Below are 26,319 nucleotides of genomic sequence, written 5' to 3'. Positions count from 1 at the left end.
TAATACAGTGAGTTCTTTTCTTCTTCCGTGAATTCTAGGTTAATCATGTTTTTAATGAGTGCTTTGCTTCTAATTATGACTCTTAAACTATATTATTGTCCTTGAGTAAAAAATGCAAGTTGTAGCCGTGCAAAGTATAATCACTGTTTAAGTAGTCTTGCAAAATAAATTTCCTAGTACAATTATTTGTAGGATGGGTTAGCGGTAGCGTAACATAATCGAGCGTTGGGTTTCATGCTTCAACCCAACCTACGTTCATCTTATATTTAATTCCACCCACCTACTCATCTCCCTATCTTCCTAATATTCAGTCACAGCCTTTCTCATAATAGATGAAGTTTAACCTAATTTGAGCGAAGACCTACCCCCCAAAACGAAAACTTCGTACCTCACCATTCAGATAACTGCTTTAGCTCAATAACGATGAAAAAACCCGGTAAAACCGGGTTCCACTAGCTTGGAATCTGTATAGTCAACCGATAAAGCAGTTGAAAACTTAAATAAATCTAAATAGAAAAAAGGTAAGTAATTCCACTGTAAGAAAATCAGATTTAATGAATCATCCCGCAAGTTAGGGGACAAGAAGCATAAACAGCTTGATGAGAAGTTTTTGCCTCACCGTGTAACCAGTGCAACCAGCTAACTTCATGGGGATGAACACCTTTTGCTGCTAACAAAGCGGCACTAATTAGGATAGCCAAAATATTGATGCCAATAATCATTCCCGCCACTAAAAGCACGGAACTAACCGGTAAAACCGACTGTAGGATAATCGCCGACAATGCTCCCACTGTCATCATTAATACTACTAAAGGAAATCCCACTACTAATAAACAGACAGTGAGGACGAAACTCCAGAGAAGAAAGCTTTTTAGCATTGCTAAAGAAACGTGGCCCCAGTTATTTCTTGCGGTTAATTGCATCTTCCTGACCTCTTACAAACTTGGTGGTCTAACTTTTCTGCACGTCGGCTCAAAGTTGATGAGAACCAGTATAGGGAAAACACCGAAGAAGATGAGCTATTCGCAATATAAATTTACAATCATCGCTGATTATCTATGTTATATGTATCGAACTATTACAAGAATCGGCGAGATGTATCGAAAACTTTACAATCGGTTTCCCTTGATCCCCAATCTAATTTCCTACTGAAATCCTTGATCCCCGTCGATAATCCTTTCTTGTCTCCCTGTCCGCAGATTTCTCCCCGTCTCCTTGTAACAAATCTTTACAAGTACCTCTAGAATTCTCAGAAAATAAGTGGACGGGAGCGCCAGAGTGCCGAGTTGGGAGTGGGAAGTGGCAAGGGGTTATCTAGGGTCTGCTGAAAAAGTTTCTCGTCGGGGCAGGGTGTAGGGTTTTACCCATTTTGAGGGGGTAAATTACCTAATTTTCAGGGAAAAAGTCCCGGAATTTTCCCCCCGATCACTCCCATATCCAGGACTTTTTGATTGACAAAAGGTCTAAAAGTCTTACCCAACAAGGTTTTTAGATTTATTCAGCAACCCCTATCTATTCTTGTTTAGATGTAATAACCTCCATCGGTCTGAGTAATTTATCCTCGATGGTAAATCCCTGCCTGACTATTTTTGTGATCGTCTGTTCTGCCAAATCGGGGCGTATTTCTCGCTCCACCACCTGACAAATAGTAAAGTCTGGCTGATGAGCGGACAGTTCTATTTTCAGCACCTGACGTTTTTCTAGAATACTTAATAATTTTGTCTGTACGCTTTTTAAAGATTTCGGTAATCTTTTCCAGACTCGCTCATCTGGTTCGGGTCGATCTTCTAAAAAATTTAATAACGATTCGAGGGTATCAAACACCTCTAATAGTTCCAAAAAAATCTTTTCTTTTTCCGAGCGATTGTTCTCTCCTTGCTGCCGTAAAGCTTGTTGTAAACTTGCCTCCTCTTTGGTTAAATTTATAATTAGGCTTAATAATTTGTTTCTATCTTCTTCGCTAATTTTGTAATTATTCATCCTTATTCCTCCCCAAAATTAATGTCTTTCAGTATCGCTGAAGCCAGTGCGCCAGCGACTTTTTTCAAGTTGTCTTGATCGTAATTATTAATATCATCCATGCTATTTAAGATTTCTAAAGATGGTAAAGGTTCAGACAATTCCGAGAAAGACATGGTTTTCAAGCGTTGAACCAGAGGGAGATGAGGACGTAAATAATCCGCAACTATCCTATCTTGAGGATTCATTAATATCTTACGCGCTTTAGCTATGCTATCCATAGAATAGCTACGGCGTTTCATCGCCAGACCAAAAGCTTTAGTGATTTCGGCAGTGGAAGCGGCGGGGGAAATTTCTAGAATATCGTAAGGATTACTATCTAAATTATCGTACATTAATCTAACTCCCATTAAATAAGATTAAATAGTTTATATACTTCTCGAAACTCTGGATCGTCGGGGCATAATTCGTAAGCCGATCTAACAAGTTCTATTAGTAATTCTCGAGGTAATTTTTGAGAATTATCTATTAAAAGATTGAGACAGAATTGGGCGGTAAGGTGACGGAGTTTTTGTGATCTCGATCGTTTCGCCTTTTTGATCGCCTCGGAAAATTGATTGCGCTCCATCAATCGCCCTACTTCCCTTAGGTCTTTTCTAAAAATAATCTCCTCGATCAATTCGTTTAGTATGGCATGATTGTAATCTATCTGTTTTAATTTCTCCAGTTCGCTTAAAGCTTTGGACTCGTCTATCTTTTGCTCATCCAATCTCCTGACTATTGCCAAGGCTTGATCTCGGACGTAATACATTTTCGAGTTAGTCGTTTTTACTAACTCGTACCAATTTTTATTCATCCTTAATAGATTCTCGAAACCCTCAATCTCCTCCTGTAATTCTAGGTAAAGTCGATCGATCTCCTCAATCCATTCTGGGTGATTTTTAAGGGCTGTTTTCGCCTCTTTTAAAGGATTCTCGGCTTTTTGCCACTGTTTCTGTTCTAGATAATGACAACCTTGATGGAATGATACAAAAGTATTAGCTATCTGTTCGAGAGTAGATTGGCAGGTTAGGGGTTTTAACGCCACCCCGCGAACCCGATCCCCCTGTAAACAGGCAGCTACAGATTCCCCCCAACGGGTATAGAGAGTCGCCCAGAATTGATCAGGCAGTTTAACAGTATTTCTATCGGGGTGGGTCCGATACAACCCAGGTAGGATGGTTAACCCTTCGATATAGATTCCCTCTACAGGATTATCGCGTAATAACCCTAGGGCGACAGTATCGCGACGGTAAAGATCGCGAAGTTGCAGGTAGTAATTTAGGTCTTCTTTGGTTCGATCGATCAGCTCCTCAAGTATTCGGGTTAATTGTGCCTCTAAGTCGCGTATGTCACCGTCATCGATAACTTTCCAAACCACATTCCTGATACTGGTGTTGAGATTTAAATTTGCCGTAGCGGATAACCAGACGGGTATTAATTTCTCTAGGGTAGCGGGATTTTCTACTGATCGATAATAAAGGGCGATTGCCAAATTGTGCAACGATTCCAAATTGCGTTTTCTTTCCCATTCCCTCTCGGCGTTGATCAGGATTTTCTCCCGATCCTGAGACCGCCAAAGTTGATGGGCTATGCGGGGGGCGATATGATTGCTTAAGTTCTGGCTAACTTGCGGATCATCGCCGAATTTCTCTAAAAACACCTCGCTTTTTGAGCGGGCCAATTCTAGGTTTTCTTCTGGAATTAGTTCTTGTATTTCCTGCTGTAGAGTTAATTTTTCCCTTTGGCTATATCGGCTGAGCAGCTGTATCTGTTCTTTAATTTCCGGTCGATCAATCTTTTTCCATTCCCGATGCGCTTTCCTCCATTCCTGTAATCGCGCATAACCGTAACCCCGGAAGTAGATCGATTCCCTATCTTCGATTCCCTCTAATTGTTCTATTCCCTCCCGATAGTTCCCCGCTTTAATATTCGTCATGCCTAATCGTCGGTTTATATCGATTAATTCCGGTGTTATGAGTAGGGCTTTTCGATAGTTATCTATCGCCTTGTTTAGATCACCGTTTTTTTCGGCAGCCACTCCCTGTTCAAAATAATTGAAGGCGATCGTTATCTGTTCTACCTTAGTTAATAGGTTTTTAACGTCCAGTCGCTGGAAATCTGCTAGGGCTTGATTTATTAAATCTCTCGATTGTTTTAGTTCTCCCTGTCGGGCCAATTCCTGGGCTTTTTTCAGTCTTACTTGACAGATATTTTCTTGCTCTACCTGTAATCGACATTGCTGGATTTCTAAACCGATTCGGTGATGGGAATAAAGAGCCTGTGCGCTTTCCAGTACCTCTAAAGCCTTCTTAAAATATCCCTGATTTCCCAACTCCTTGCCCTGTTTAAAAAAATTTAAAAATTCTTTTCTTCTTTCTAATTCTTTTTTAAGATTTTTTTCTCCAGATCTTAACTTGGGATTATTAATTAATTTGTTAGCCTCTTGGTAAAATTTTAAAGCCTCCGATAACTTGCCTATCTCGAAAGGGTTTACCGTATCTTCCCCTTGTAATTTTATCGCCTTATTCGCCAGTTCTCTGCCCTTTTTAATTCCTTCTATTCGCCCGGAAAAACAAAATAAATTTATTACCAGTGTAGTGATATAAAAATAATTTATAAAATTATCATCTAAAGCCAACCAATTTTTGAGGAAAAAGAGGATAAATATGATGAAAAGTCCGCCACCAAAGCCAGTTAATATTTCTGATTGTCTTGACCAATAGTTATTGTCTTTATTAGTAGGAAACCCTAAAAAAACAGCCGTTAAACTAATGGCGAGAAAAAAAGCTAAAACAAATCCAATAGCATAGCCCAAGAAAACTAACATAATATTCCTACTGGGTAAAATTAACAGGATTTATCAGAGTTGGGAATCAATAACTTTTCACCGACCTCGAGAGAATCGAGCCGATCAAGCAAAAAAGGATTAGCCTCAAGTATAGGAGACAATAGAGACTCATTCCCGTAAAAACGTTGAGCGATACGAGATAGGGAATCACCCGAGCGAACCCGATAGTTAAACCCATCCACGCAGACAGTTTTAGTCAGCTGCTTCGATGGCCCGATTAGTTCCCCAACAGGAGAGATAACAGGACTAGATTCGCTGACAGGGAGTAGGGAACGGGGGAATAGATTAGAAGCGATAGCACCGAGAAAAATCCCCGAAATTAACAGTAAAAGAGCCAATCCCAGTAATAAACCACGGCGGTTAGTTGCAGTCCGATTATCGACAACGGGAGACAGTTCCATTAAAAGACGTAGAGAGGATAAATCCGTCTCGCAATTGGGGCAAACATTCCCCTCCACGTCCGATCGTTGACAAACGGGACAATTAATTTTACTCATAATTAAAATCGGGTTAATCCAGTAGCCACATTGCCTGTGGGTAATTCGAGATCGCAATTCTGGCGAACTTCCGGTAATAATCGCTGTAATTCTCGTTCCGCCGTTTCTCGATCCCCCGCTTGCAAAGCGGTGATCACCCCTAGGAATTTTCTCGCCATACTATCCGCGCTGGCTTGATTTACCACTCCAGTACGGGTGATGACGCTACGACACAATAGCAGCAGCAACAACAATTCGGATAAATTTTTCCTCTCCTGTATTGCTGTTTCATTTAATCGCTGTATAGCCGAAAGATTACCGTTATTGATAGCCCTATTTAAATCTTCTATCAGTTGTTCGATGCGTGCCTTTTGTTCTTCCGGAATCAGAATTTGACAGTATTTTAAAACGAACTCGAAGTCGGAGATCAGGATTTGACCCTGACTACTATCCTCGCAGGAGTAAGTTTTTAACTCCCGTAATTTTTCCCTGGCCACCTTGACCCGATCTTGCCGCGATTTTCCATCCTCTCCGCGGATTTGATTGGCCGCCCGCACTATTTCCCCGGCTATTTGATAGACGTATTCGGCCCCGACCGTGGTTAATAACTCCTTCCGGTTTATCTCCTCGATACTTTCTTCTACCTGTCGGGAGATCTCCTCGTCCTCACCGCCACGGGAAAAATCGGAACTCACTTTCAGCGAGGGGTCATTTTTTAAACTTGCTACCATCGATAGAGAATTATTCTGTTCGTCTAGGGAGACGGCTAGTAATATTTCTGTACCCTTTGGATAGGGTCGATCGAGAGCTAACCACATTTCCCCGATTTTCTCGTCGCACTTCTCCCCGGTACTTTCTGCCCGCACCCGATCGGGACTATAAAATTTAAAATGGATCAGACTCTGATCATCCGCTTCGGTTTTAAAAGTGCGGGTGGTTTTAACGGGTAATATATCCCCCTGTCTGATGATCGGATCTTGGCTGCCGTCGGCCAAGTGGATACAGTAATCACGGGATACGGTCATTACCTTCTCTGTTAAACCAGCAGCCACGATCGCTGCTCCCTCCGCTACTGCATACATCGGCCGTCGGTGAACTACCACCCTCTCGGAACCGAAAACTTTTTTAACTTCCTCTTGGACGAAAGGAATCTGGGAGGAACCCCCCACTAATAACACCACATCGATCAGATCTTCGGGATAGTCGGAATACCGGATCGCTTCTTGACAGATGGCGATCGTTTTCTCCACTAGGGGCCGGATCATCTCTTCAAATTCACCCCTCTTAATCGTCACGGAAATGGTGATCGCCATACCCATCTCATCGATCAGCGGGGTCGCGGGGATAATGGTGGCACTTTCAGCACTACTTAAATCTATCTTTGCCCTCTCTACGGCACTCTTGAAATCCCCTAAAAATCTTACCCTTTGATAATGGGGCATCGCAGCGATCAGAGCGTCCACATCCTCTAGAGCTTCTTCTTGTGCCACTTTTTCCTTGACAAATTGCATTAATTGTGTATCTAGATCATCTCCTCCTAACCAGAGATCCCCAGCTTTCCCCGATTCTATAAATTGATTTCCGGCGGCGGTGATTAAACAAGAATCGAAAGTACCGCCACCGAAATCGTACACCAGTATGGTTTTTACCTCCTCCGAATCCGGTTTATAACCGTAGGAAATTGCCGCCGCGGTCGGTTCCGAGAGCAACTCCCGGGCGATGATACCTGCCCGTTTTGCCGCCATCTCCGTGGCGTGACGCTGTTTATCGTTAAAATAGGCGGGAATAGTGATCACAGCTTCCTGTATCCGGCTTTTCTGACCGTTAGCCCCTTGATAATTCTGGGCATTAGCTACTACTTTTTTTAAAATCTCGGCCGATATGTCTTCCGGTTCGTATTCCTTGCCCCCTAACCATACCGATAGACTATCCTCCGTACCCCGGATCGAGCGAGTGACTTTATAGCTTAAACGGGGTATTTGTTCCTGAACGATAGTATCGCTAAAACTCCTACCCATCAAACGCTTGATCGACATGATCACGTTTTCTGGGTTCGCCTTGATCTGTCTGTAGGCTTCTTCTCCAACGAGTAACCCCTCTCCAGCTAGGGAGACGAGCGATCGAGTTAATTTTCTCTCCGGAGGCGAGTTATCTGGGGCGGTCACTACCTCTACCCCCGCTAATTTAAATGCCGCTACTGAATTCGTCGTACCCAAATCTATCCCGACAATATTACCCATCGGATGCCTTCATCTTCTCTAAGATTGCTCTTATTATACCCATGATTACTCTATTTATTAAAGGAAACACTATCTATCGTTAATAGATTTTATTCTATACATATTAACCAATGTACATATAGGTGATTTTTGGCAAATTCCCTTGGTTTTTTGCCCCATTGATCCACAAGATCAAGCCGTTTCCTGACTTCATCCCACATAATATTAAATCCGGTTATTAAAAACTGATTATTTATTCCCCTTTGCCTTTTGCATGAGCAGAAAACGGGTTTCTCCGAGAAACCCGTTTTCTGTGCGTATAAATCATTGCCCCTTGCCTCTTGCCCGACTCCTGATCGCCTTTTCTTTGTCACAGAATTGACATCTGGCCGTTATAGTCCTGACAAATGAGAGTTATATGCTAAAGTTAATCCAGCAAAGGAATAAATTATTTCCCCTAGCCCAGCTTTCCTCAAGCTTCCCACACAGGGCCTAGGGGAAGTTTATTTTTCTGCCATGGAGGAAAACCGCTACCCGGCCCGAAAAGAAAATTTTTCTAGAACTTGAGGAGCCTTGAGAGCAGGGAAGACAGTCAGGCAGACTGACCTAAACAGGTTTTTGGGGCGAAAATATAGTTTCTTGCCTTTCTGTCTCCCTAAACACGGTCTTAGCTCTGATGGCGAGCATAATCATCCTGAAAACGGACTATATCATCCTCTCCTAAATATTCCCCATTCTGCACTTCAATTAACACCAATTTGATCACCCCGGGGTTTTCCAGACGGTGAGCCGTACACTGCGGCACATAAGTGGACTGATTGGCTCCGAGAATTTCTTCGTTATCTCCACAGGTGACTTTTGCCGTTCCCGAAACCACAATCCAGTGTTCACTGCGATGGTAGTGCATCTGTAAACTGAGACGATGACCCGGATTCACTTCAATTCGCTTGATTTTATAACCAAGACCTTCTTCTAGAGTCGTGAAAGAACCCCAAGGCCTAAATTCTGTTGCTGCCGATTCTACGCTCGAAATAAGCTGAAATGGTACCACATCTTGAGATGCGATCATTATATTATGTCTCCATTGCTAGGTCTGATCTTAGTCCAAGATAGCAGCAAAAACCCTAGATGGCATCTAAATCAGTGATCAGTAAACAGTAAACCGAAAACTCACATCTGATCACTGATCACTAATTCACTCTTCGTCGGTGTTGAGAATACGGGGAACCCGGAAATAATCCCCTTCTGGAGCCGGCGATTCCTGCACTAAGACCTCGTGATCGGGGTAAGGTCTATTACCATCGGCGCGAGTGATATTTTGAATTTCGATCGCTCGCGTGGTGGGTGGCACATTTTCCGTGTCTAATTCGCTTAACTGCTCGAAATAATCGAGGATTCCGCTTAATTGCAGGGCAAATTGTTCTTCTTCGCTGCTATTAATCTCTAAACGGGCTAAATGGGCGATTTTTTCAACTGTAGCTTGATCGATCATGGGAGAAATGGGGTGTGGGGTGTGGGGTGTAGGGTGTGACCCCCCCAACCCCCCCGACATCGGGGAGGGGGGGTGTGGGGTGTGGGGTGTGGGAATGATGAATTGGGGAGTGGGGAGAATAAATAAAAGCTGTCTCCTGAATACTGTCTCCTGAATACTGTCTCCTATCTCCTGACGACCGACGACCGACGACCGACGACCGACTCCTCAATTTAAAAGAAAACATCAATTTCCGATCGCCCGGTGATTTTCAGCCAGTTTTGGGCTTCAATGTAGTTATTGGGGGCTAATCGGATGGCTTGTTTCCAGTATTCTGCCGCTTTGTCGTAGAGTGCTTCCGCTTCGGCCTGTTGACCGTCTTCTCTGGCTTTTTCCCCCTGAAAATGGTAAATAACGGCGATATTATTCAAAGCGGAGGGCATTCTGGGATTAAGTTGGATAGCTTCTTCGTAGTATTCTAGAGCCTTTTCATGCTCGCCGTTACTAGCGTGGATAATGCCGATATTGTAGAGGATATAACTGCGATCGTTAGGATCCTCTTCTAATGTTAAAGCCTCATAGTAATTATCGAGGGCTTCGGCGTATTCGCCGTCAGCTTGGGCAGACATCCCATCGCGGTAATAAACAAAGGCTTCCTTGGCTTTTTTATTGGCAGGGAGTATCTTTAAAATGATATCCGCCATGACAGTAAAAGATTTATCAATAAAATTATCGTTACGTTGAGTGCGTGGCATAGTTAGGACGATTAGGCGATCGAAATGACTACTTACCTTTATAGCACTCGCCAGCACCCCCAGGGCTGTTTTTCTAATTTTTCTGGCAAGGGTTTCGATTTAGAGTATCTTTGCCAGTCCGGCAATGGCAAGAAGTTAATGGCTGATTCTCCAGCCAAGAACCTAGTCGGAACACATCTCATTCCGACGAGCATTGGTGCAACTTTACCCAAGATTCTGAGTAATTAGGGCTGGCTGAATAAATCTAAAAACCTTGTTGGGTAAGACTTTTAGACCTTTTGTCAATCAAAAAGCACTGGATATGGGGCTCTTCTCGACTTTGTGTGATAATTTTGGCTTATGGAATCCTGAAGTGCTTATTGGGCAAAACTTTTAGGACTATTTTGCGGAATAAACTATCAGTATAGACCTAGTTTCCACACAGAAACCAGAAGAGCCGATATGGGAGTGATCGGGGGGAAAAAGTTCCTAAATTTTACCACCGAACAATCCAATGGCTGGCACTTTTTGATTTCAAAAAGACCAAAAGATATTAGCCAACAAGGTTTTTAGATTTATGCAGCAATCTCTCAATATTATTGACAACAAATAGAGTTTTTTACCAAATATGCAGCCACCAAAATTAAGCTTAGGAACTAGATTATTTTTATCCCATCTCCTCGTTATGGTGGTGGGATTGAGTAGCTTTATTATCATTGCTAAATTATCTTCTCCGCGAATGTTTATTTTGCGTTTAGAACAGTTAGAAAGGCAGGGATTTTTTACCGTGCGATCAGCGAGAACTTTCTTGGTTAGGGGTTTTGAGACAGCTTGGGATAGTAGTGCCATTTGGTCATTTATTGCGGGGGGAAGCGCAGCTGGTTATCTGAGTTTTTTGGTTTCTCAACGCATTATGAAACCGGTAAAACAAATGAAACAAATCACTAAAAATTTTGCTGAAGGGGATTTATCGGCGCGAGTTCCAGAAAGCGAAATCCCCGAATTAAATCAATTAGCCATCAGTTTTAATCAGATGGCGATTAGTTTAGCCGATGTGGAAAAAAGGCGCCGGGAATTAATCGGTGATCTTACCCACGAATTACGCACCCCTTTAACTGTGGTGCGGGGATATTTAGAAGAATTAGCCGATGGTGCGATCAAACCTAATCCAGAACTTTATCAGAAATTAGTGAAAGAAACCCGCAGGTTAGAACGTTTAACCCACGATCTACAGGAGCTATCGCGAGCGGAATCTGGTTATCTCTCGATTAAACTGCAACCTGTTAATTTATTACCTTTGTTAAATTCTCTCATCGAAAAATTTGCCGATCAATTATTAGAAGATGGACCGACTTTACAGTTAGATTGTCCCCCCAATTTACCATCTGTAATGGCCGATCCCGATCGCCTGGAACAAATCTTAGTTAATCTGCTCGGTAATGCCATTCGTTACACTGATAATGGTGCAATTACCCTGCAAGTGACAAGGGACAAAAACCACCTACAAATTGCCGTTATCGATACGGGAATCGGCATCGCAGCCGAGGATTTACCCTTTATTTTCGAGCGCTTTTGGCGGGCCGATCGTTCTCGTTCCCGTTATTCTGGGGGTAGTGGTATTGGTTTAGCGATTACCCGTCGTTTAGTGGAATTACACCAAAGTCAAATCGAGGTGGAAAGTGAATTAGGTAAAGGCAGCACTTTCCGTTTTTCCCTAGCAATATCTCCCAATTTTCAGTGAACAGTAATCAGTAATCAGTAAACTGAAAACTCACATCTGATAACTGATAACTGATAACTGATAACTGATTAAATGCCGTGACTTTTGCCGATTACCCAATGACGACGGAAGAAGCGAGCGAGCGAAGTTTCTTCTAAGGATAAGTAAATCGGTCTTCCGTGGGGACAGGTGCGGGGATTACGGGTATTTTGCCAATCATCGAGTAAATTCTGCATTTCTTCTAAACTCAAAGCTGTACCGTTGCGGATAGCACTCCGGCAAGCGGTAGCCACCTGAGCGGTTTGTAAATCCCCCCCTAAACTTAATTCTAGTAAAGCATCAGCCCGATCCTCCCGTTCTTTTAGTAGAACAGGAATACTACGAATTGCCCAAGAGCGATCGCCAAAACTAGCAACTTCTAATCCTAAACGTTGTAATTGTTCGATTTGTCGAGTAGTTAACTGATTTAAGATGATCGGATTGTCTAACGGCACGATTTCCCAGTTATCCTCTAAACCTTCGTACAAAACCCGCTCATGGGCAATATGTTGTTCCACTAACCATAATCCGTTAGGATGTTCGGCAACTATGTAAGTTCGGTGAATTTGGGCCAGTGCCTTTAATTCCAGCCGATTTTTCGGGTATTTCTCCCCTATTGTATAGGTGCTTTTTTCTTCGGCAGCCTTAAGAATTTGACTGACGCGCTGATTTTGCGCTTTTTCGGGTATATGTTCGGGATTTAGTCCTAACGCCTTGTCTATGGCTGAAATTATCTGTTCTTGCCAAAAAATGAGGTTATGCAGGTATATTTCTGCTTTAGCTGGGTGACGATTCCAATCGATCGAACGAGGGTTAAGATGTAGATGGAGAAAACAAACGGGATAGCGATCTTTAGGGACTGTGCGAGCGAAAGCTTGGAATATTGCCTGTTCTAACTCCGATGAGCGCACCATTCGCCCATTAACAGCAATTCTAACCCAATCGGCTTGATGACGAGAAATGCGATCGGGCAACCCGATGACTAATTCAATTTGAGCCAATTCTGCGTCAGGAGTCGTCAAGTCGAGTTTTAGGGATGCTAAATCGTTAAAATGCAGAGATTTAACTAATTGCGGTAATATTTGACTGGCATCCTTACCCGGACTAATGCGTAACCAATCTTGATGATCTTGGAAAACCTGCCAAGTAATTTGGGGATGACAGAGAGCAAAATTATGAATTAAAGTCTGTATATCCTTTAATTGTTTGTTAATTGACGGTAAAGCTTGACGACGCACAGGAAAGTTACCAAAGAGATTCTCTACCGTCACGATAGTGCCGATAGCTATAGGAATCGTTTCTAAATTATCCGGCTCGCCCTGGTGATTGTAAAGACAATAACAACCCAAATCATCGTCATGGCGACTGGCAACCCGCAGACGCGCCACCTGTGCGATACTGTGCAAAGCTTCACCACGGAATCCGAGACTGGTAATCTGCCAAAGATCGTCCCGTTGGCGGATTTTGCTGGTACTGTGGGCATAGCTACACAGTTGCAAATCTTCTCTAGACATTCCCCTGCCGTTATCCGATACTTGTATTCGCCAGTTTTGGGGAGATATATCGATGGTAATCCTATCTGCCCCCGCATCAATGGCATTTTCGACTAATTCTCGCACCACAGCGCCTAAAGAGTCGATTACCTCTCCTGCGGCAATTAAATCGATTACGTCTTGGGATAAAACTTGTATGGGCAAGGTCATCAATTAATGGTTTTAGCCAAGGGCAAACTCGGTATATTGTCGCACAGGGGGCCCATGGTAAGCTAAAACGATGTCTTGTTTGGGGACTCCCCTAGCTACCAATTTATCGCCAATCGCTGCTACCGTGCCGTCCTGCTGCACCGAGATTTTATTGTTAATAATATCAACGGCAATTATACAGCCCTAAATGCGCGTGCTGCTGTCCCCGTAACCGAATCAAAAACTGTTTCAGTTTTGACGGGATCACTAGGCGCTCTCAGTAGGGAATCTGATTTTTGTGAATTACTGTTTGCAAGAGTCCCCGACCGAGAAAATATTGATAGAGTATTGATTAGGAGACTGGCAAAAATTCAACTATAAGAGGATTGTCACTGATGACAGCAGTTACCGAGAATGATCTGAAAAGGTTAGAAGATTTAATCGTTAGCGGACAGAAAGCGATCGAGTCCCGACTGACAGCGATCGAGTCCCGACTGACAAACCTAGAAAATGGACAGAAGGCGATCGAGAACAGTTTAGGAGAAATTAAAGGGGATATTAAGGCCTTAGATGCCAAAGTTACGGGACTAGAAAAGCGGGTTGACGATCTCAACGCACGAGTCAACATTACCACCATTGGATTCCTTAGCATTGTCGGCATTTTGGTGACAGGAATGCTGACTATTGCCAGCAAAACAGTCTTTTTCCCCTAGAATAACTTATTCGATCTGCGCCCCCGCGTCTAAGGGAGCATCGAGACAGGTAAGACGGCCTAAATAAGTCGAGATATGGTTCTGCTCGCTGTCTATCCCGGGGAGAAATCCCGCTGCCATTTCTCCAGTGCGGAATGTAGGCCAAAAATTGGCCCAGTCAGGAAATCTTGATGTTAAATTCCCCAAAAATTGCGCTAGGGTCGGCTTAATGGAACAGGAAAGGCGATCGAGTGGGATAACCGATCCTGTGGTTTGAGAACGTGGCTGTATAATTGTTAGAGTATCAATAGATCAATTCCAGAGGAATCATGAGCAATATCCAGGATAAAATTCAAGAAGAGCTAGAAAATGCCAGAGCCGTCTGTAGTACGGAAGGTGCCACCTCTGGTGAATGTGCCGCCGCTTGGGATGCGGTGGAAGAATTACAAGCAGAAGCTGCTCACCAACGTCAAGACCATCCCCAAAAAACCTACTTTGAAAAGTATTGTGCTGATAATCCCGATGCCGCCGAGTGTCGCCTTTATGAAGATTAATCCAGTCAGGCAGCAGTTTTTTCTCTCCTTACAGTAGAATCCTAGCTTTAGGGCGATCTCAACTATAAAGAGATCGCCCTGAGTTTTGTTGTTTGTTGGTCAAGCTGTGGCTGATTTTGGCTCCTGCGTCCGAAGACAGTAAAATGTTGACAGTGTAATTGTCTAAATAATTTATGAATCAACTTTGGTTTCGTCCTCTCGTTTGGATAGATTATCGTTTAGCCGTCCTATTTACGGTGATTATTCCAGCAATTTTGTTGATTTGGTCTTTATTTGCAAAAATCGAATCATTACAAAAATTGTTGATTATCTATTGGCGAGTGGCTAGTCTTTTGTTAATTACCGTATATTTAATGATCGCTTCCTGGCCGATTGGTTTTGTCACCAGTTTTTTAGCTAAGATTTTAATCCCGATTTCCCTCTGGTTTTGGGTGGATATTAACGATGAAATTAAAGATTTACCCGCCAGTCCAATTAAATTTGTCACCACTGCTTGGCGTTGGGCAGTTACGATTTATTGTCCTCTGGGCGCAATTTCTACCCTACCTTTTCTCTCCTGTGCTATGTCAGGGGAATTGCTAAATTCTCCCTATTGTCAGGTTTGGCAGGAAGCACCCTGGCAGTTTCGCGAGATTTTTCATTCAGAAGCTACTGCTAATGTTTTGGGCTTTTTTGGTTTAGTTGGTCTCTCTTTTTATACTCTCTATTTTGCCCATTTTCTTCTTATTCGCCTTGGCAAACAGGGACGTTCAGCTTTACAACAGTAGGTCTTTAGCTATCGATGATTAGCCATTTTTCTATGAATATTGGTCAACAACTCGAACAATACACCCTCAAAAATCCCCAGGAGGTTTTATTAGTGACTATTGCTGTGGATGGGGAGGAGGAAGAAATCTCTATTTTTAAAGGTTTTTCTAGTTCCCTTACCCGCAGCACTCCCTACGATCCCGATATTCCGCTCATTCCTGAAACGGCTAGAATTATTAAGATAGATCGTCTTGCTAGTCCCTATCATCCCCTTAAACCTCGCTACATTCAAGAAAATCTTACCTTAGAGGAAATGCAGTCTTTACTGATTAATTAAACCAGTAATTTTACTTGAATAACATCAGCACTCATCTTGAGCGATTTAACAGCTTTTATTTACCATCCACAAACTTGGTTTATCTAGACAAGAGGTAAATTTTGCGGCGTTTTAGTGGTAAGATTACCGGGGAATGATAATCTCTGCCAGCATTCAAGCTGTCAAAGTGGATTTCATCCTCGGTATCGATCGAGAACAATCAAAAAACTGGAGAATAATCGGAGAATCTATGCAACTTAAACAATCTAACCAAGAACTGTTACAAATTGAGTATTTAGCCACCGTTGCTACGGGACAAAACCTGGTTAAAGATGATGGCAAAGATGTGATTGAAGGATTAACTAAAACCCCCAAAAGTTTACCATCTAAATATTTTTATGATCGGCAAGGTTCGCAACTTTTTGAAGAAATCTGTCAATTGCCAGAATATTATCCCACTAGGACAGAAACCGCTATTCTTCAAGAATATGCCCCAGAAATTGTCGCCTATACAGGAGCCTGCGAATTGATCGAATTAGGTAGTGGTAGTTCCACTAAAACTCGTCTGTTATTGGACGCTTATTATCAGCAGCAAAAATCCTCTAAATATGTACCTATCGATGTTAGTGAAACTATTCTCCAAGCTAGTGCCATAGAATTACAAAAAGAATATCCTAATTTACTTATTCAGGGGTTAATTGGAACCTATGAACAGGCCTTAGCCTATTATCGAAATGCTTCCGATAATACCAGAATGATTTTTTTCTTGGGAAGTTCGATCGGTAATTTTTCTGCGGCTGAATGTGATAAATTCTTAGAAGAAATTGCCACTGTTCTAAAAGCTGGAGATTATTTTTTATTAGGGATTGATCTCCAAAAACCAGCGGCAATATTAGAAGCAGCTTATAATGATGCCCAAGGGGTAACAGCCGCTTTTAATTTAAATATGCTTTCCCATTTAAATTGGCGTTTTCAAGCTGATTTTAACCTTGATTTATTTAGTCATCAAGCTATCTATAATCAAGACCAATCTCAAATTGAAATGTATTTAATTTGTCAAAAAACTCATTCTGTTCATCTTAAAAAACTCGATTTAACAGTTAATTTTCAAGCATCGGAGAGTATTTTAACAGAAATCTCCCGTAAATTCAACCTAGAAACTATGGAAAAAGACCTAGAATCAAAGGGATTAAAACCGCTCAAGGTTTTCACCGATCCTGAAAATTTATTCGGTTTAATTCTCTGTCAGTTATCCCTGTAAATAATGAAAAGATTTTTATCAGTAATAGAGGCATAAAAACATGGAAAAGATTAAAGCACAGGCTCCTATCTCTCTAAAAAAATGTAGTCGAGAAAATATACTGGACTATTTTGATAATGCTTGGCAATTAGAATATCTGCTGTTAAAAAGCATCATCAAAGAAGAAGCTTTTTATTGTAACCCTGACGATTTAAGAAATCCCCTCATCTTTTATTTAGGTCATGCCGCCGCTTTTTATCTGAATAAATTGCAGCTGGTTAACCTATTAAAAAAAAGCCCTAATCCTGACTACGAATTATTGTTTGGAGTGGGAGTAGATCCGGCAACTCCCGCAGAATTAAACTCTGCTATCGCTCAGATTCAGTGGCCTGGGGTGGCTAAAGTTTGGGAATATCGACAACAAGTCTATGAAATTGTGGTCGAAATAATTAAAAATATCCCCCTTAATCTTCCTATTCATCCTCAGCATTCTCTCTGGTCATTAATGATGGGAATTGAGCATCAGCGTGTTCACTTTGAAACATCTTCAATGTTACTCAGACAACTGCCTCTAGATTGTCTGCAACGTCCTCCTGGTTGGCATTATGCTCCTTCTTTTGGTCAAGCTAGTCCTAATCAAATGGTGGAGGTTTCTGGGGGAATAGTAGAAATTGGTAAACCCCAAGATTCTCCTATTTATGGTTGGGATAATGAGTATGGTTATCGGCAAGTTCAAGTTAACAATTTTCTGGTGAGTAAATATATGATTACCAACGGAGAATTTAAAGAATTTGTCCATAATGGTGGTTACGAAAATCCCAGCTATTGGGATGAGGAAGCTTGGCAATGGAAAAATCATTATCGAGTCAAATATCCTAAATTTTGGCTGGTAGATGAGGGAGGAAATTATCAATATCGAGCCATGTTTGATGTTTTCGATTTACCTCTCGATTGGCCAGTAGAAGTGAACTATTATGAAGCGATCGCCTACTGTCGTTTTCAAGGTCAAGGAATACGTTTAATGAGGGAAGCTGAGTGGAATTTAGTCACCTATGGCAGTCAAAAAAATCGATGTTATACCCTAGAAAACGATAACTTTGATGACTATAACCTCAATTTAAAATTCTGTTCTCCCACTCCCGTGGGAATGTTAAAAAATACCGGCAATAACTCAGAAATTTATGATTTACGCGGTAACGTCTGGGAATGGCTAGAAGATGATTTTAATCCCTTAACTGACTTTCAACCCCATTACCTCTATGCTGACAATTCCACTCCTTTCTTTAATAGTCAACATAAAATGATGTTAGGAGGAGCTTGGGTGACTAACGGTACAGAAATCCTACCCTACTATCGCAATTGGTTTCGCCGGAATTTTTATCAACACGCTGGTTTTAGAATCGCACAAAGTCTTTAGGTAAGGTGTGGGGTGTAGGGTGTGACCCCCCCAACCCCCCCGACATCGGGGGGGCAGGGGGGTGTGGGGTGTAGGGTGTGGGGTTTTATCGATTTTCAGGGAAAAAGTGCCTAAAATTTCCCTGCGATTACTCTAAGAGTCGGCACTTTTTGATGTCAAAAAAGCCTAAAGATATTATTCAACAAGGTTTTTTAGATTTATTTAGCCAATCTTAGCTAATTGCCAATTTCAAGAAAAAATTTTCGGAAAAGTCGCCCCTCGATCACTACAATGGAACCTAGTAGAATGCCGATAAACTCGATCGCCATGAATCAACCTGCAATTTTTCATCTCGCTATTCCGATTACCGATGTGTCCACCGCTAAAAGCTTTTACTGTGATGGTTTAGGTTGTTTAGCGGGAAGGGAAACCGAGAAAGCGATAATCTTAAATTTCTATGGTCATCAGGTAGTCGCTCACGTCACTGAAATGCCTCTTACTCCCCAAAATAGCATTTATCCGCGCCATTTTGGTCTAATTCTGCCGAATGCCAGGGATTGGGACAATCTTCTCGCACAAGCACGAGTCAATCAACTAAAATTTTATCTAGAACCAAAAACTCGCTTTGCTGGGGAGATAACCGAACATAAAACCTTTTTTCTAGAGGATCCTTTCTATAATCTCCTCGAATTTAAACATTATCGCCACTACGAAGCTATTTTTGCCAGTCGGCAATTAACAGCGATCGGCGATCGAGCTTAAAATAAACAACAGGTGACTTTTTGTAACTGGTTAGTCCTATCTTCAACTGCGACAAAAACAGGGGAACTTCCCTCGGATTCTCTCATCGAAACTAAAAAACCTTGGCTTGTAATGATAAATTCTTAGGAAATCTATGAAAAAAATTTTATTGTTAACCCTATTTATTATCGGTCTAGGATTTGCGCTCTTTCACTTTACTGGATTAGCAAATCGGGGCGAATATCAATCAATTTTGATCGACTTTAAGGACGATATACCCGTCAGCGTCCTCGATGAGCAGTTAAATACTGTCAACAAAAAAGCGGGAAAAACCACCAGTTTAAATAGTATTTTTTCCATCGATGAACATCTTTACACCGTGGCAGGAGATAGCAAACTCCTGAAAACTCTCCGCAATTCCGACCTAAAAAAATACACCGAATCGATCGAACCCGATTATATTTATCATGCTTTTATCGCCCCTAACGACCCCGACTATAGCAAACAGTGGAACCTGCGGGGAATTAACATCGAACGCGCTTGGGAAGAAAATCACGGTGAAGGGATCACCGTCGCCGTTATTGATACAGGTGTATCAAAAGTTCCCGATCTGCGAGAAACCGAGTTTGTGGAAGGCTACGACTTCGTCAACGATCGCAGCAATGCCGAGGACGATAACGGTCACGGAACCCATGTAGCGGGAACAATTGCCCAATCGACCAATAATAACTACGGGGTAGCCGGCATCGCCTACAAAGCCAAAATCATGCCCCTCAAGGTACTTTCCGGGACGGGTGGGGGAACCGTGGCAGATATTGCCGAAGCGATCCGTTTTGCCGTCGATAATAAAGCCGATGTCATCAATATGAGTTTAGGGGGTGGAGGGGAAACCCAAGTAATGAAAGACGCGATCGAATATGCCTATAGTAAGGGTGTGGTAATCGTCGCCGCTGCCGGTAATGCCGATGATAATTCCGCCGCCTATCCCGCCCGTTTTCCGCACGTTATCGGCGTTTCTGCGGTAGATGCCTCCGGAAATAAAGCCCCCTATTCTAATTTCGGAGCCGGAATCGATATTGCTGCCCCCGGCGGCTCCGATACGGGTAAAATTATCCAAGAAACCATCGATCCCGCTAAAGGGGGTGAACCGGCGTTCCTCGGTTTTCAGGGAACCAGCATGGCAGCCCCTCACGTTGCTGGGGTGGTAGCTTTAATCAAGGCTGCGGGAATTAAAGAACCCAATGCAGTTTTAGAGGTTTTGCAACAGTCAGCCCGTAAGATCAATGATGATCCCTTTAATCATTTTGGCGCCGGACAATTAGACGCGGGCAATGCTCTACAATTGGCCCTGAAAGGACAGATTACTTTCCGGGATTTTTGGCGTTGGTTGCGCGATAACGGTTATCTCAATCCCCGTTTCTGGATTGATGGCGGCGCGGTGGCGGTTTTGCCCAAAATGGCCATGGTTTTGGGTTCTTATCTCCTCGCTTGGTGGCTGAGAAATTATTTTCCCTTCCCCTGGAACGGATTTTTGAATGCTGGTCTAATTTTTGGCAGTTCTGGCTTATTTTTCCTCAGAGGTCTTTATATCTTCGATTTACCCCAATGGCCTTTCCGAGTGATGGGGAGTTCTCTTTCCGACCTAGGAGGCGTTATTCAGGGAAGTTCTGCCCTTAATCCGCTTTTTGCTAGTGTTATCCTGCCCTTTGTCCTGATTGCCCTGCTTTTGGGTCATCCCCAAGCAAAATGGTTAGCGGTGGGGGTATCTTTAGCTATGGCGGTGACTTTAGGTATCAGTGCTGTTATCCATCCTACTCTGATCTGGTTAGGTTCTGGTACGATCGCTCAGGCATTTTTGGGCGTAAATGCGCTTTTATGTCTCGGTTTAGGTTATTTAGCCCTAAAAAGTGCTACTTCCTCCCGATACGCTTAAACAGGGGTTACAATGGGACAACAAAGGTGATTTACCGTTCAAAACCTTTTTGGTTTTGGTATCTTCCTTTTGTTTTGCATTGAGTTCTCCTACAACAGCAGCCTCGGACATTAACCGAGGTTTTTTCTTTATGATGTATGTTAGTTTCTAGGGGTTTTTTGGGAATTCTCAATCCGTATCCCGAAAGTTTCCCCCAATACCCCCTCGAATCATCGAGCTTATCTATTGTCTCTTTTCTAAGGTGTCTATCGTGTCAAATCATAAAATTCTCGTTATCGATGACAGTAAAGTGATCAGGATGCACGTTCGCGATATGTTACCAGAGGGTAACTTTGAATTACTCGAAGCTAAAGACGGATTAGAGGGCTATCATCTCATCCGTACCGAAAACCCGAATTTGATTATTTTGGACTTCCTTCTCCCGAAAATGAGCGGTTGGGAGGTGTTTCAGCAAATCCAAACCGAAGATAATCTCAAAAGTATCCCCCTAGTGTTAATGTCGGGACGGAAAGAGGAGGTAGTAGAGAAAATCCCCGAACCTTTCCCGCATTTTGCCTTTATTGAGAAGCCTTTCGACCAAAAACAATTGGTACAAGCGATTAAAGAAGCGATGGCTAAGGCCAAACAATATTCTCCCAAACCAACAGTTTTTAGCCCGAAACTAGAGAAACTCACTGGGGATTATAGCACCGATATTCAGACTCTCCAGTCCCAAATTGCCCAAATGCAAACAGAAATGGAAACTATGAAGAAACAAATGTCGCAATTAGTGGCTTTTATTAAGAAAAAACTGCCCTAGAACTATTCATCCCGATTTTTTATAACTTGGGCAAGCAGTTATCTTTATCCAGCGGGCAAATCTCGGGCTAATCTCCTATCCGTTTTAAACAGGATTTAGTATAATATGAGGTAGTCTTTATTTGGTGAGTGACTAAGTTATTAATTAACTGATAACTAATTATGAATTGGCAAGAAATAGCGGGTAATTGGGTTTTTCTCCCCCGTCGTCCCCGGGGTATCATTCACTTTTTAGGTGGGGCATTTGTAGCGGCGGCCCCGAATATTACCTATCGTTGGTTATTAGAAAGTCTTGGGAATTCAGGCTACGCTATGGTCGCGACTCCCTTTGTTAATACCCTCGATCACAAATCGATCGCCCGCACAGTTTTAAACCGTTTTGATAATATTATTGAACGTCTGCGCTGGAATCATAGTCTGCCCCAAGGTTATCTCCCCATCTACGGATTGGGTCACAGTATGGGGTGTAAACTACATTTATTAATCGGTAGTCTCTACGAAGTGGAACGGGCGGGAAATATCCTCATTTCCTTTAATAATTATCCCATTCGTCGAGCTATTCCCTTTATTGAACCTTTGCAAATTGACACCACTTTTAACCTCGAATTTACCCCTTCCCCCGAAGAAACAAACGAGTTAATTTTCCAAGATTATGCCATTCGTCGCAATCTTTTAATCCGTTTTCAAGACGACACGATCGATCAATCTCTGGTATTAAATCCCCTGCTAAAAAAACGCTTTAATGATTTAATTGCCCTGCGAACTCTCCCGGGCAATCATCTCACTCCCTTGAGTCAAGATGTCAGTTGGCAAACCGGAGAAGTATTTACTCCCCTCGATGCGATCGGCCAATGGTTAAAACAGGGACTTGCCCGGGATAATTCCCGTCTCAAAGATGAGATTCTCCAGTGGTTAAATCCCGTCCTTCCCGCCTCTCGTTAGCTTTCCTCTAGATTAATCCCCAGGTCCCGTAATTGCGCCTCTAAGCGGGCTAATTTTGCCTCAGCTAATTCGGCCCGTTGACGTTCCTGTTGGGCTTGCTGTTCGGCTAATTCCGCTTTTTGCTTGATTTCTAGGGTGGTCAAAAACCGCGAGCCATCGGGATAAAAAATAGCTAACTGGGGACTCTCCAGTTGAAAACGAATCTGTAGAAGCGGACTCTGCCAATTATCGATCGCGGCAATCATCTCCAATTGATCACCCCTTCGCCACCAACCCTGTAGATAATTAGCATCGGGATCGTAGAGATAATATTCTTCTACGCCAAAACGCTGATAAAATTGCCATTTTCGGCGCATTTCCGCTTTAGTGTTGCCCGGAGAGAGAATTTCAAAGACCACCTGCGGCGCAATCTGGTTTTCTAACCATTGCTTATAGGAACCTCGATCGCCCTTGGGTCTGCCAAACACCACCATAGCATCCGGCGCTTGACAGGTTTTATTATCCCCCTCGACCGGATACCACAACAGATCGCCGGCGATAAACACATTGTCATTGTCTGCGAATAAACATTCGAGATTTTCCTTGATCGTCACAATCCAGCGAAACTGTTTGGTATTATCGGCCATCGGTTTACCATCACTATCGGGATAGATAATCTCCGACTCAGAGAAAGATATCGCCTTGATCATCGTTCTACTCCCTAGCGTAATAACTATAACTAGAGATTATGACATCAACAAAGGGAGAATTGATAGCGGCACTGTTAGAACAAGTAACAAATAAGATGGGAACTCCTCGACAAATAGTGTCCGACCACGGCAGGGATTTATACAGAGGAATCCAATTATATCAGGAGAAAAATCCAGAAGTTGCTCACACTTATGAGGTAACTCATCAGATGGCATTGATTTTAAAGTCAGAACTGGAAAAAGATGAACAATATCAGTCATTTGTCAAAAAATGTCATCAGTGTCGTCAAGAGATACAACAAACCGAATTATTGTTTTTAATGCCGCCTTGTCAACGGACAAAATCTCGTTATTTTAACTTAGATAGGGTCTTTGGACTGGCTCCTAGACTATCAATCAAGATTCTCTCCCTGTCTGGGCTACCATCTTGGCTATGACCCGAAGTCTTGAAGCTCAAATCAAACATGAGGGGTTAACTCAAACATCTTTATCTCAATGGGATAAGCTTTTTCCCCAGTCTTCCCTTCCCGAAAGTATTATCCCTATTTACCAGAAAATACAGCGTTATTTGTTAGAACAAACTTCTACTATCCCAGAAGGTGAGATATTTCTGGGAACTTCCGATGTCATTGAATCTATCTTTGGTAAGTATAAGCTTTTTTCGCAAAGATGTCCTATAAACGAACTGGGGGTTATGGTTTTAACAATAGTGCTAGTAACTACCGATTTCACTGTCAATTTGATTAAAGAGGCGTTGGAAACTATCAGGTCGAAGGATGTTAATATTTGGCAAGAGCAAGTTTTTGGACAATCCACTCTTTCTAAAAGAAAAGTTGTTTTTTCCTCCTGACAAATTTTGACAGAAAAAGTGCATGATTTATTTTCCTTGATTTTCCCGTATATTCAACACCCTACCCTTGCCGCCCCGACGTCGGGGGGGCAAGGGGGGGGTGGGGGAGATTCAGCTAATCTAAGGATAGGCGGTTAAAATGCGTCTTAGCTCAGTGCTAACCTAACTCCCCGCAGGACAGGAATCGGCGAAAATTACGCAGGGAATCCCCACATGATTAATGGGAACAATATAGGTTTCTGTGGGGGGAAATAAAGCGACAACGTGGGGAACGGGACGGGGAGTATAATGCACTTGCGATTGACCTTGATAAGCGAGGGAGGTGCTTGCTCCCGAGTCTAACATCACTGCGTCCCGAAAACCTGCCTGTACTAATAATTCTCCCAAAGCCATCGAATCGATCGGCTCTCTGGAAACCCCGATAACTGGCTGTCCTGCCTGATTAATCCCCCAAAAAGCCCGGTGACGCAGGGCATCAAAACCGTAAAGTGTACCAAAGGATTCCCGCGGTTGTGGTTGTCCATCTTTGACTAACCAAGCGGCCGCGACAAAAGCATCCGTAACCTTGAGATCATCTCCGGCCTCGGCTGCAATTCCTTCTAGGGTATTATGACGGGCAGGATCAAAGGGAAGATAACGCACCCATTGATCGGTAATGATTACTAAAGGACGACCCTCTAACTTGCCGATTTCTCCCTCATATCCCGGGATAAAGCCGCCATTTTGGCTTAAAACCGGCCCGATCATCTGATTTGAGTCCAATTCCTTGAGAGAGAAAAAACCGCCATCTACAGCCGCGATCGCTTCTGTGCCGGCGATAATTTCCTCCACTTGATAGCGACTATCAGCGTGGATAGTTTTGGGAATACCGCCACTAATCAGAACAAGTGTATTGCTTGGGAATTCCACTTCCCGTTTTTCGATGGTGGTGGCAAAGTTAAAACCCCCATCGGTACGGGGTAAGGGATCACCCCCCCAAGCTTGCGGTACAACTTCTCGCGTGCGCGATTGCCCAAAGCGTCCAATAGTGAGTAAATTGGGGGATTGTCCCGCAAAATGCTCATCGAGGTCATTCATCGATAAAGCCGCCCGATAACCCGCTTTTTTGACGAATTCCTTCACTCGATCGTCCGCCTTCCCTTCCGGATAGGTGAAATAATTGATCGGAATGCCCAATTCTTTTTCTAAGATTTGTTTCGATTGCTTGACTTCTTGCTCCAAATCTGCATCGGATAATAACCTTAAATCCCGGGGATGACTAACACTATGGGAGACAATTTGTACTAGAGGATCGGCGGCCATTTCCTGGAGTTGTTGCCAAGTGACACTGGTTCTGCCGGTTTTTTGAGTCATTTTATGGATATAAATCGAGAAAACAGCAGGATAGTTATATTTTCTCAATAAAGGATAGACATACTGGTAATGTCCCCCATAACCATCATCAAAAGTCAATAAAACCGGTTTAGCGGGAAGGGGGATACCTGTCCGCAGATGGGAAATTAACCAATCGATACTGATCGGAGTTGCCCCGATTTCCTGCAAAAATTGGAAATGTGCCTCTAATTCGCCTGGAGTAACGTCAAAGAATACCTCTTTTTCTGGTAAAATGTCGTGATACATTAAAATTGGTACTTTTGTCTCTTGCGCGCGGGGATGAATTTCCGGCCAGGGTGCTAATTCGATCGCTGTTGCCGAGTTATTTTGCCAATTATCGAGACTAATATCGTTTTTTTGGAGAGATAGGGGAACAATCACGCGATCGGAGAGGTTTTTATAGGTTTTACAATCAAAAATTCTCGATATATCCTTAAAAGAACTATTTTCTAGAACATAATCCGCGCATTCCGGTTGAAACTCCCTAAAAGGTGCGGGGAAAGAATCACCCCCCACCAGAGCATTAGAGCGAGGATAGAGAGAACTTGCCCAAATAATCAGACAAACGACGATAAATGCCAAAAATCCGTATAGGGGAAGGAAGGGAAACGAAGATTTTTGCCGAGCTTGCCAACGCATAAGATCAAGTAATAAAGTGAAAAGTAAAAAGTAAAAAGTAAAAAGCAGATAGGCCCTGAGTTACCGAAAAAACTGCCTTTTATCTAGATTTTTGGCTTTTGTTTTCTCGTCAGCAAAGCCCACTGATTACAAGCTGAGTTTCCCTGTAATCCGTTCCCTTGTCAAGTTTTCTAGAACACCCTCATCAGTTATCAGTTATCAGTTATCAGTTATCAGTT

At 42.8% G+C, this 26,319-nt stretch carries 27 protein-coding genes; 14 read left to right on the top strand and 13 right to left on the bottom strand.

What is annotated here, in order from left to right; translation table 11 throughout:
* Positions 1-551: 551 nt before the first annotated feature.
* The 9 genes from O9324_RS26625 to O9324_RS26585 form a co-directional block, all read right to left on the bottom strand.
* On the bottom strand, positions 552-923 hold the full coding sequence (locus tag O9324_RS26625) for a hypothetical protein (RefSeq protein ID WP_002760125.1): 372 nt from the start codon (positions 921-923) through the stop codon (positions 552-554).
* Between the two features lie 589 nt (positions 924-1,512).
* Positions 1,513-1,980: a nucleotide exchange factor GrpE gene (locus O9324_RS26620; protein WP_002770110.1), complete on the bottom strand. Its 468-nt coding sequence runs from the start codon at positions 1,978-1,980 to the stop codon at positions 1,513-1,515.
* Between the two features lie 2 nt (positions 1,981-1,982).
* Positions 1,983-2,369 carry a J domain-containing protein gene (locus O9324_RS26615; RefSeq protein ID WP_223211856.1) on the bottom strand — a complete coding sequence of 129 codons (387 nt, stop codon included), beginning with the start codon at positions 2,367-2,369 and terminating at the stop codon, positions 1,983-1,985.
* Entirely contained in the window at positions 2,369-4,828 is a 2,460-nt protein-coding gene (locus O9324_RS26610; RefSeq protein ID WP_288141773.1) for a tetratricopeptide repeat protein, read from the bottom strand. Before O9324_RS26610 ends, O9324_RS26615 begins: the two co-directional genes overlap by 1 nt.
* A gap of 20 nt (positions 4,829-4,848) precedes the next feature.
* Entirely contained in the window at positions 4,849-5,346 is a 498-nt protein-coding gene (locus tag O9324_RS26605; protein WP_002770113.1) for a LysM peptidoglycan-binding domain-containing protein, read from the bottom strand.
* A gap of 2 nt (positions 5,347-5,348) precedes the next feature.
* Entirely contained in the window at positions 5,349-7,565 is a 2,217-nt protein-coding gene (locus O9324_RS26600; protein ID WP_287628950.1) for an Hsp70 family protein, read from the bottom strand.
* 646 nt (positions 7,566-8,211) lie between these two features.
* Positions 8,212-8,613 carry a phosphomannose isomerase type II C-terminal cupin domain gene (locus tag O9324_RS26595; protein ID WP_002770115.1) on the bottom strand — a complete coding sequence of 134 codons (402 nt, stop codon included), beginning with the start codon at positions 8,611-8,613 and terminating at the stop codon, positions 8,212-8,214.
* 126 nt (positions 8,614-8,739) lie between these two features.
* Positions 8,740-9,036 carry an Asp-tRNA(Asn)/Glu-tRNA(Gln) amidotransferase subunit GatC gene (gene gatC / locus O9324_RS26590; protein ID WP_287628951.1) on the bottom strand — a complete coding sequence of 99 codons (297 nt, stop codon included), beginning with the start codon at positions 9,034-9,036 and terminating at the stop codon, positions 8,740-8,742.
* A 212-nt stretch (positions 9,037-9,248) separates the two neighbouring features.
* A complete protein-coding gene (locus O9324_RS26585; protein WP_002770118.1) occupies positions 9,249-9,770 on the bottom strand; it encodes a photosystem I assembly protein Ycf3 in 522 nt (173 codons plus the stop codon).
* Between the two features lie 24 nt (positions 9,771-9,794).
* Between O9324_RS26585 and O9324_RS26580 the strand changes: the two genes are divergently transcribed.
* A complete protein-coding gene (locus O9324_RS26580; protein WP_155120179.1) occupies positions 9,795-9,998 on the top strand; it encodes a hypothetical protein in 204 nt (67 codons plus the stop codon).
* Between the two features lie 379 nt (positions 9,999-10,377).
* Entirely contained in the window at positions 10,378-11,490 is a 1,113-nt protein-coding gene (locus tag O9324_RS26575) for a sensor histidine kinase (RefSeq protein WP_002770120.1), read from the top strand.
* Positions 11,491-11,558: 68 nt separating this feature from the next.
* On the opposite strand, the gene mutL is transcribed toward O9324_RS26575, so the two are convergent.
* Positions 11,559-13,211 carry a DNA mismatch repair endonuclease MutL gene (mutL, locus tag O9324_RS26570; RefSeq protein ID WP_288141772.1) on the bottom strand — a complete coding sequence of 551 codons (1,653 nt, stop codon included), beginning with the start codon at positions 13,209-13,211 and terminating at the stop codon, positions 11,559-11,561.
* A gap of 12 nt (positions 13,212-13,223) precedes the next feature.
* Positions 13,224-13,352, bottom strand: a complete 129-nt coding sequence (locus O9324_RS26565) for an element excision factor XisI family protein (RefSeq protein WP_002770124.1) — start codon at positions 13,350-13,352, stop codon at positions 13,224-13,226.
* 233 nt (positions 13,353-13,585) lie between these two features.
* Here O9324_RS26565 and O9324_RS26560 point away from each other — a divergent pair, with 233 nt between their 5' ends.
* The 10 genes from O9324_RS26560 to O9324_RS26515 all read left to right on the top strand — a co-directional run bounded on the left by O9324_RS26560 (position 13,586) and on the right by O9324_RS26515 (position 22,549).
* A complete protein-coding gene (locus O9324_RS26560; protein WP_125730659.1) occupies positions 13,586-13,903 on the top strand; it encodes a DUF4164 domain-containing protein in 318 nt (105 codons plus the stop codon).
* A gap of 308 nt (positions 13,904-14,211) precedes the next feature.
* Positions 14,212-14,436, top strand: coding sequence for a Calvin cycle protein CP12 (locus O9324_RS26555; RefSeq protein WP_002770133.1), 225 nt, complete (start codon positions 14,212-14,214; stop codon positions 14,434-14,436).
* 173 nt (positions 14,437-14,609) lie between these two features.
* Entirely contained in the window at positions 14,610-15,203 is a 594-nt protein-coding gene (locus O9324_RS26550) for a DUF3177 family protein (protein ID WP_002770135.1), read from the top strand.
* Positions 15,204-15,235: 32 nt separating this feature from the next.
* Complete coding sequence (locus tag O9324_RS26545) at positions 15,236-15,520, top strand: DUF7734 family protein (RefSeq protein ID WP_002770137.1); 285 nt, start codon at positions 15,236-15,238, stop codon at positions 15,518-15,520.
* Positions 15,521-15,749: 229 nt separating this feature from the next.
* Positions 15,750-16,760 carry an L-histidine N(alpha)-methyltransferase gene (gene egtD, locus O9324_RS26540; protein ID WP_288141774.1) on the top strand — a complete coding sequence of 337 codons (1,011 nt, stop codon included), beginning with the start codon at positions 15,750-15,752 and terminating at the stop codon, positions 16,758-16,760.
* Positions 16,761-16,800: 40 nt separating this feature from the next.
* On the top strand, positions 16,801-18,156 hold the full coding sequence (gene ovoA, locus O9324_RS26535) for a 5-histidylcysteine sulfoxide synthase (RefSeq protein ID WP_287628955.1): 1,356 nt from the start codon (positions 16,801-16,803) through the stop codon (positions 18,154-18,156).
* A gap of 306 nt (positions 18,157-18,462) precedes the next feature.
* Positions 18,463-18,897: a VOC family protein gene (locus tag O9324_RS26530; RefSeq protein ID WP_287628966.1), complete on the top strand. Its 435-nt coding sequence runs from the start codon at positions 18,463-18,465 to the stop codon at positions 18,895-18,897.
* A 133-nt stretch (positions 18,898-19,030) separates the two neighbouring features.
* Positions 19,031-20,809 carry a S8 family peptidase gene (locus O9324_RS26525; RefSeq protein ID WP_288141771.1) on the top strand — a complete coding sequence of 593 codons (1,779 nt, stop codon included), beginning with the start codon at positions 19,031-19,033 and terminating at the stop codon, positions 20,807-20,809.
* A 250-nt stretch (positions 20,810-21,059) separates the two neighbouring features.
* Entirely contained in the window at positions 21,060-21,608 is a 549-nt protein-coding gene (locus tag O9324_RS26520; RefSeq protein ID WP_287628957.1) for a response regulator, read from the top strand.
* 161 nt (positions 21,609-21,769) lie between these two features.
* On the top strand, positions 21,770-22,549 hold the full coding sequence (locus O9324_RS26515; protein ID WP_002770150.1) for a DUF1350 family protein: 780 nt from the start codon (positions 21,770-21,772) through the stop codon (positions 22,547-22,549).
* Here the strand turns inward: O9324_RS26515 and O9324_RS26510 are convergent.
* Positions 22,546-23,238, bottom strand: a complete 693-nt coding sequence (locus O9324_RS26510) for a Uma2 family endonuclease (protein ID WP_287628958.1) — start codon at positions 23,236-23,238, stop codon at positions 22,546-22,548. The genes O9324_RS26515 and O9324_RS26510 overlap by 4 nt on opposite strands.
* A 38-nt stretch (positions 23,239-23,276) precedes the next feature.
* Here O9324_RS26510 and O9324_RS26505 point away from each other — a divergent pair, with 38 nt between their 5' ends.
* Positions 23,277-23,675 (top strand): hypothetical protein, encoded by a 399-nt coding sequence (locus O9324_RS26505; RefSeq protein ID WP_002788832.1) that lies wholly within the window; start codon positions 23,277-23,279, stop codon positions 23,673-23,675.
* Positions 23,672-24,088 carry a hypothetical protein gene (locus O9324_RS26500; protein WP_288141770.1) on the top strand — a complete coding sequence of 139 codons (417 nt, stop codon included), beginning with the start codon at positions 23,672-23,674 and terminating at the stop codon, positions 24,086-24,088. The genes O9324_RS26505 and O9324_RS26500 overlap by 4 nt, the downstream gene beginning before the upstream one ends.
* Before the next feature lie 162 nt (positions 24,089-24,250).
* Here the strand turns inward: O9324_RS26500 and O9324_RS26495 are convergent, their stop codons facing one another.
* Positions 24,251-26,101: a polysaccharide deacetylase family protein gene (locus O9324_RS26495; protein ID WP_288141769.1), complete on the bottom strand. Its 1,851-nt coding sequence runs from the start codon at positions 26,099-26,101 to the stop codon at positions 24,251-24,253.
* Positions 26,102-26,319: the final 218 nt, after the last annotated feature.

It is taken from the genome of Microcystis sp. LE19-84.1B, assembly GCF_027531875.1.
Taxonomy (GTDB): Bacteria; Cyanobacteriota; Cyanobacteriia; order Cyanobacteriales; family Microcystaceae; genus Microcystis; species Microcystis panniformis.
This window is presented reverse-complemented; position numbering and strand designations above follow the sequence as displayed.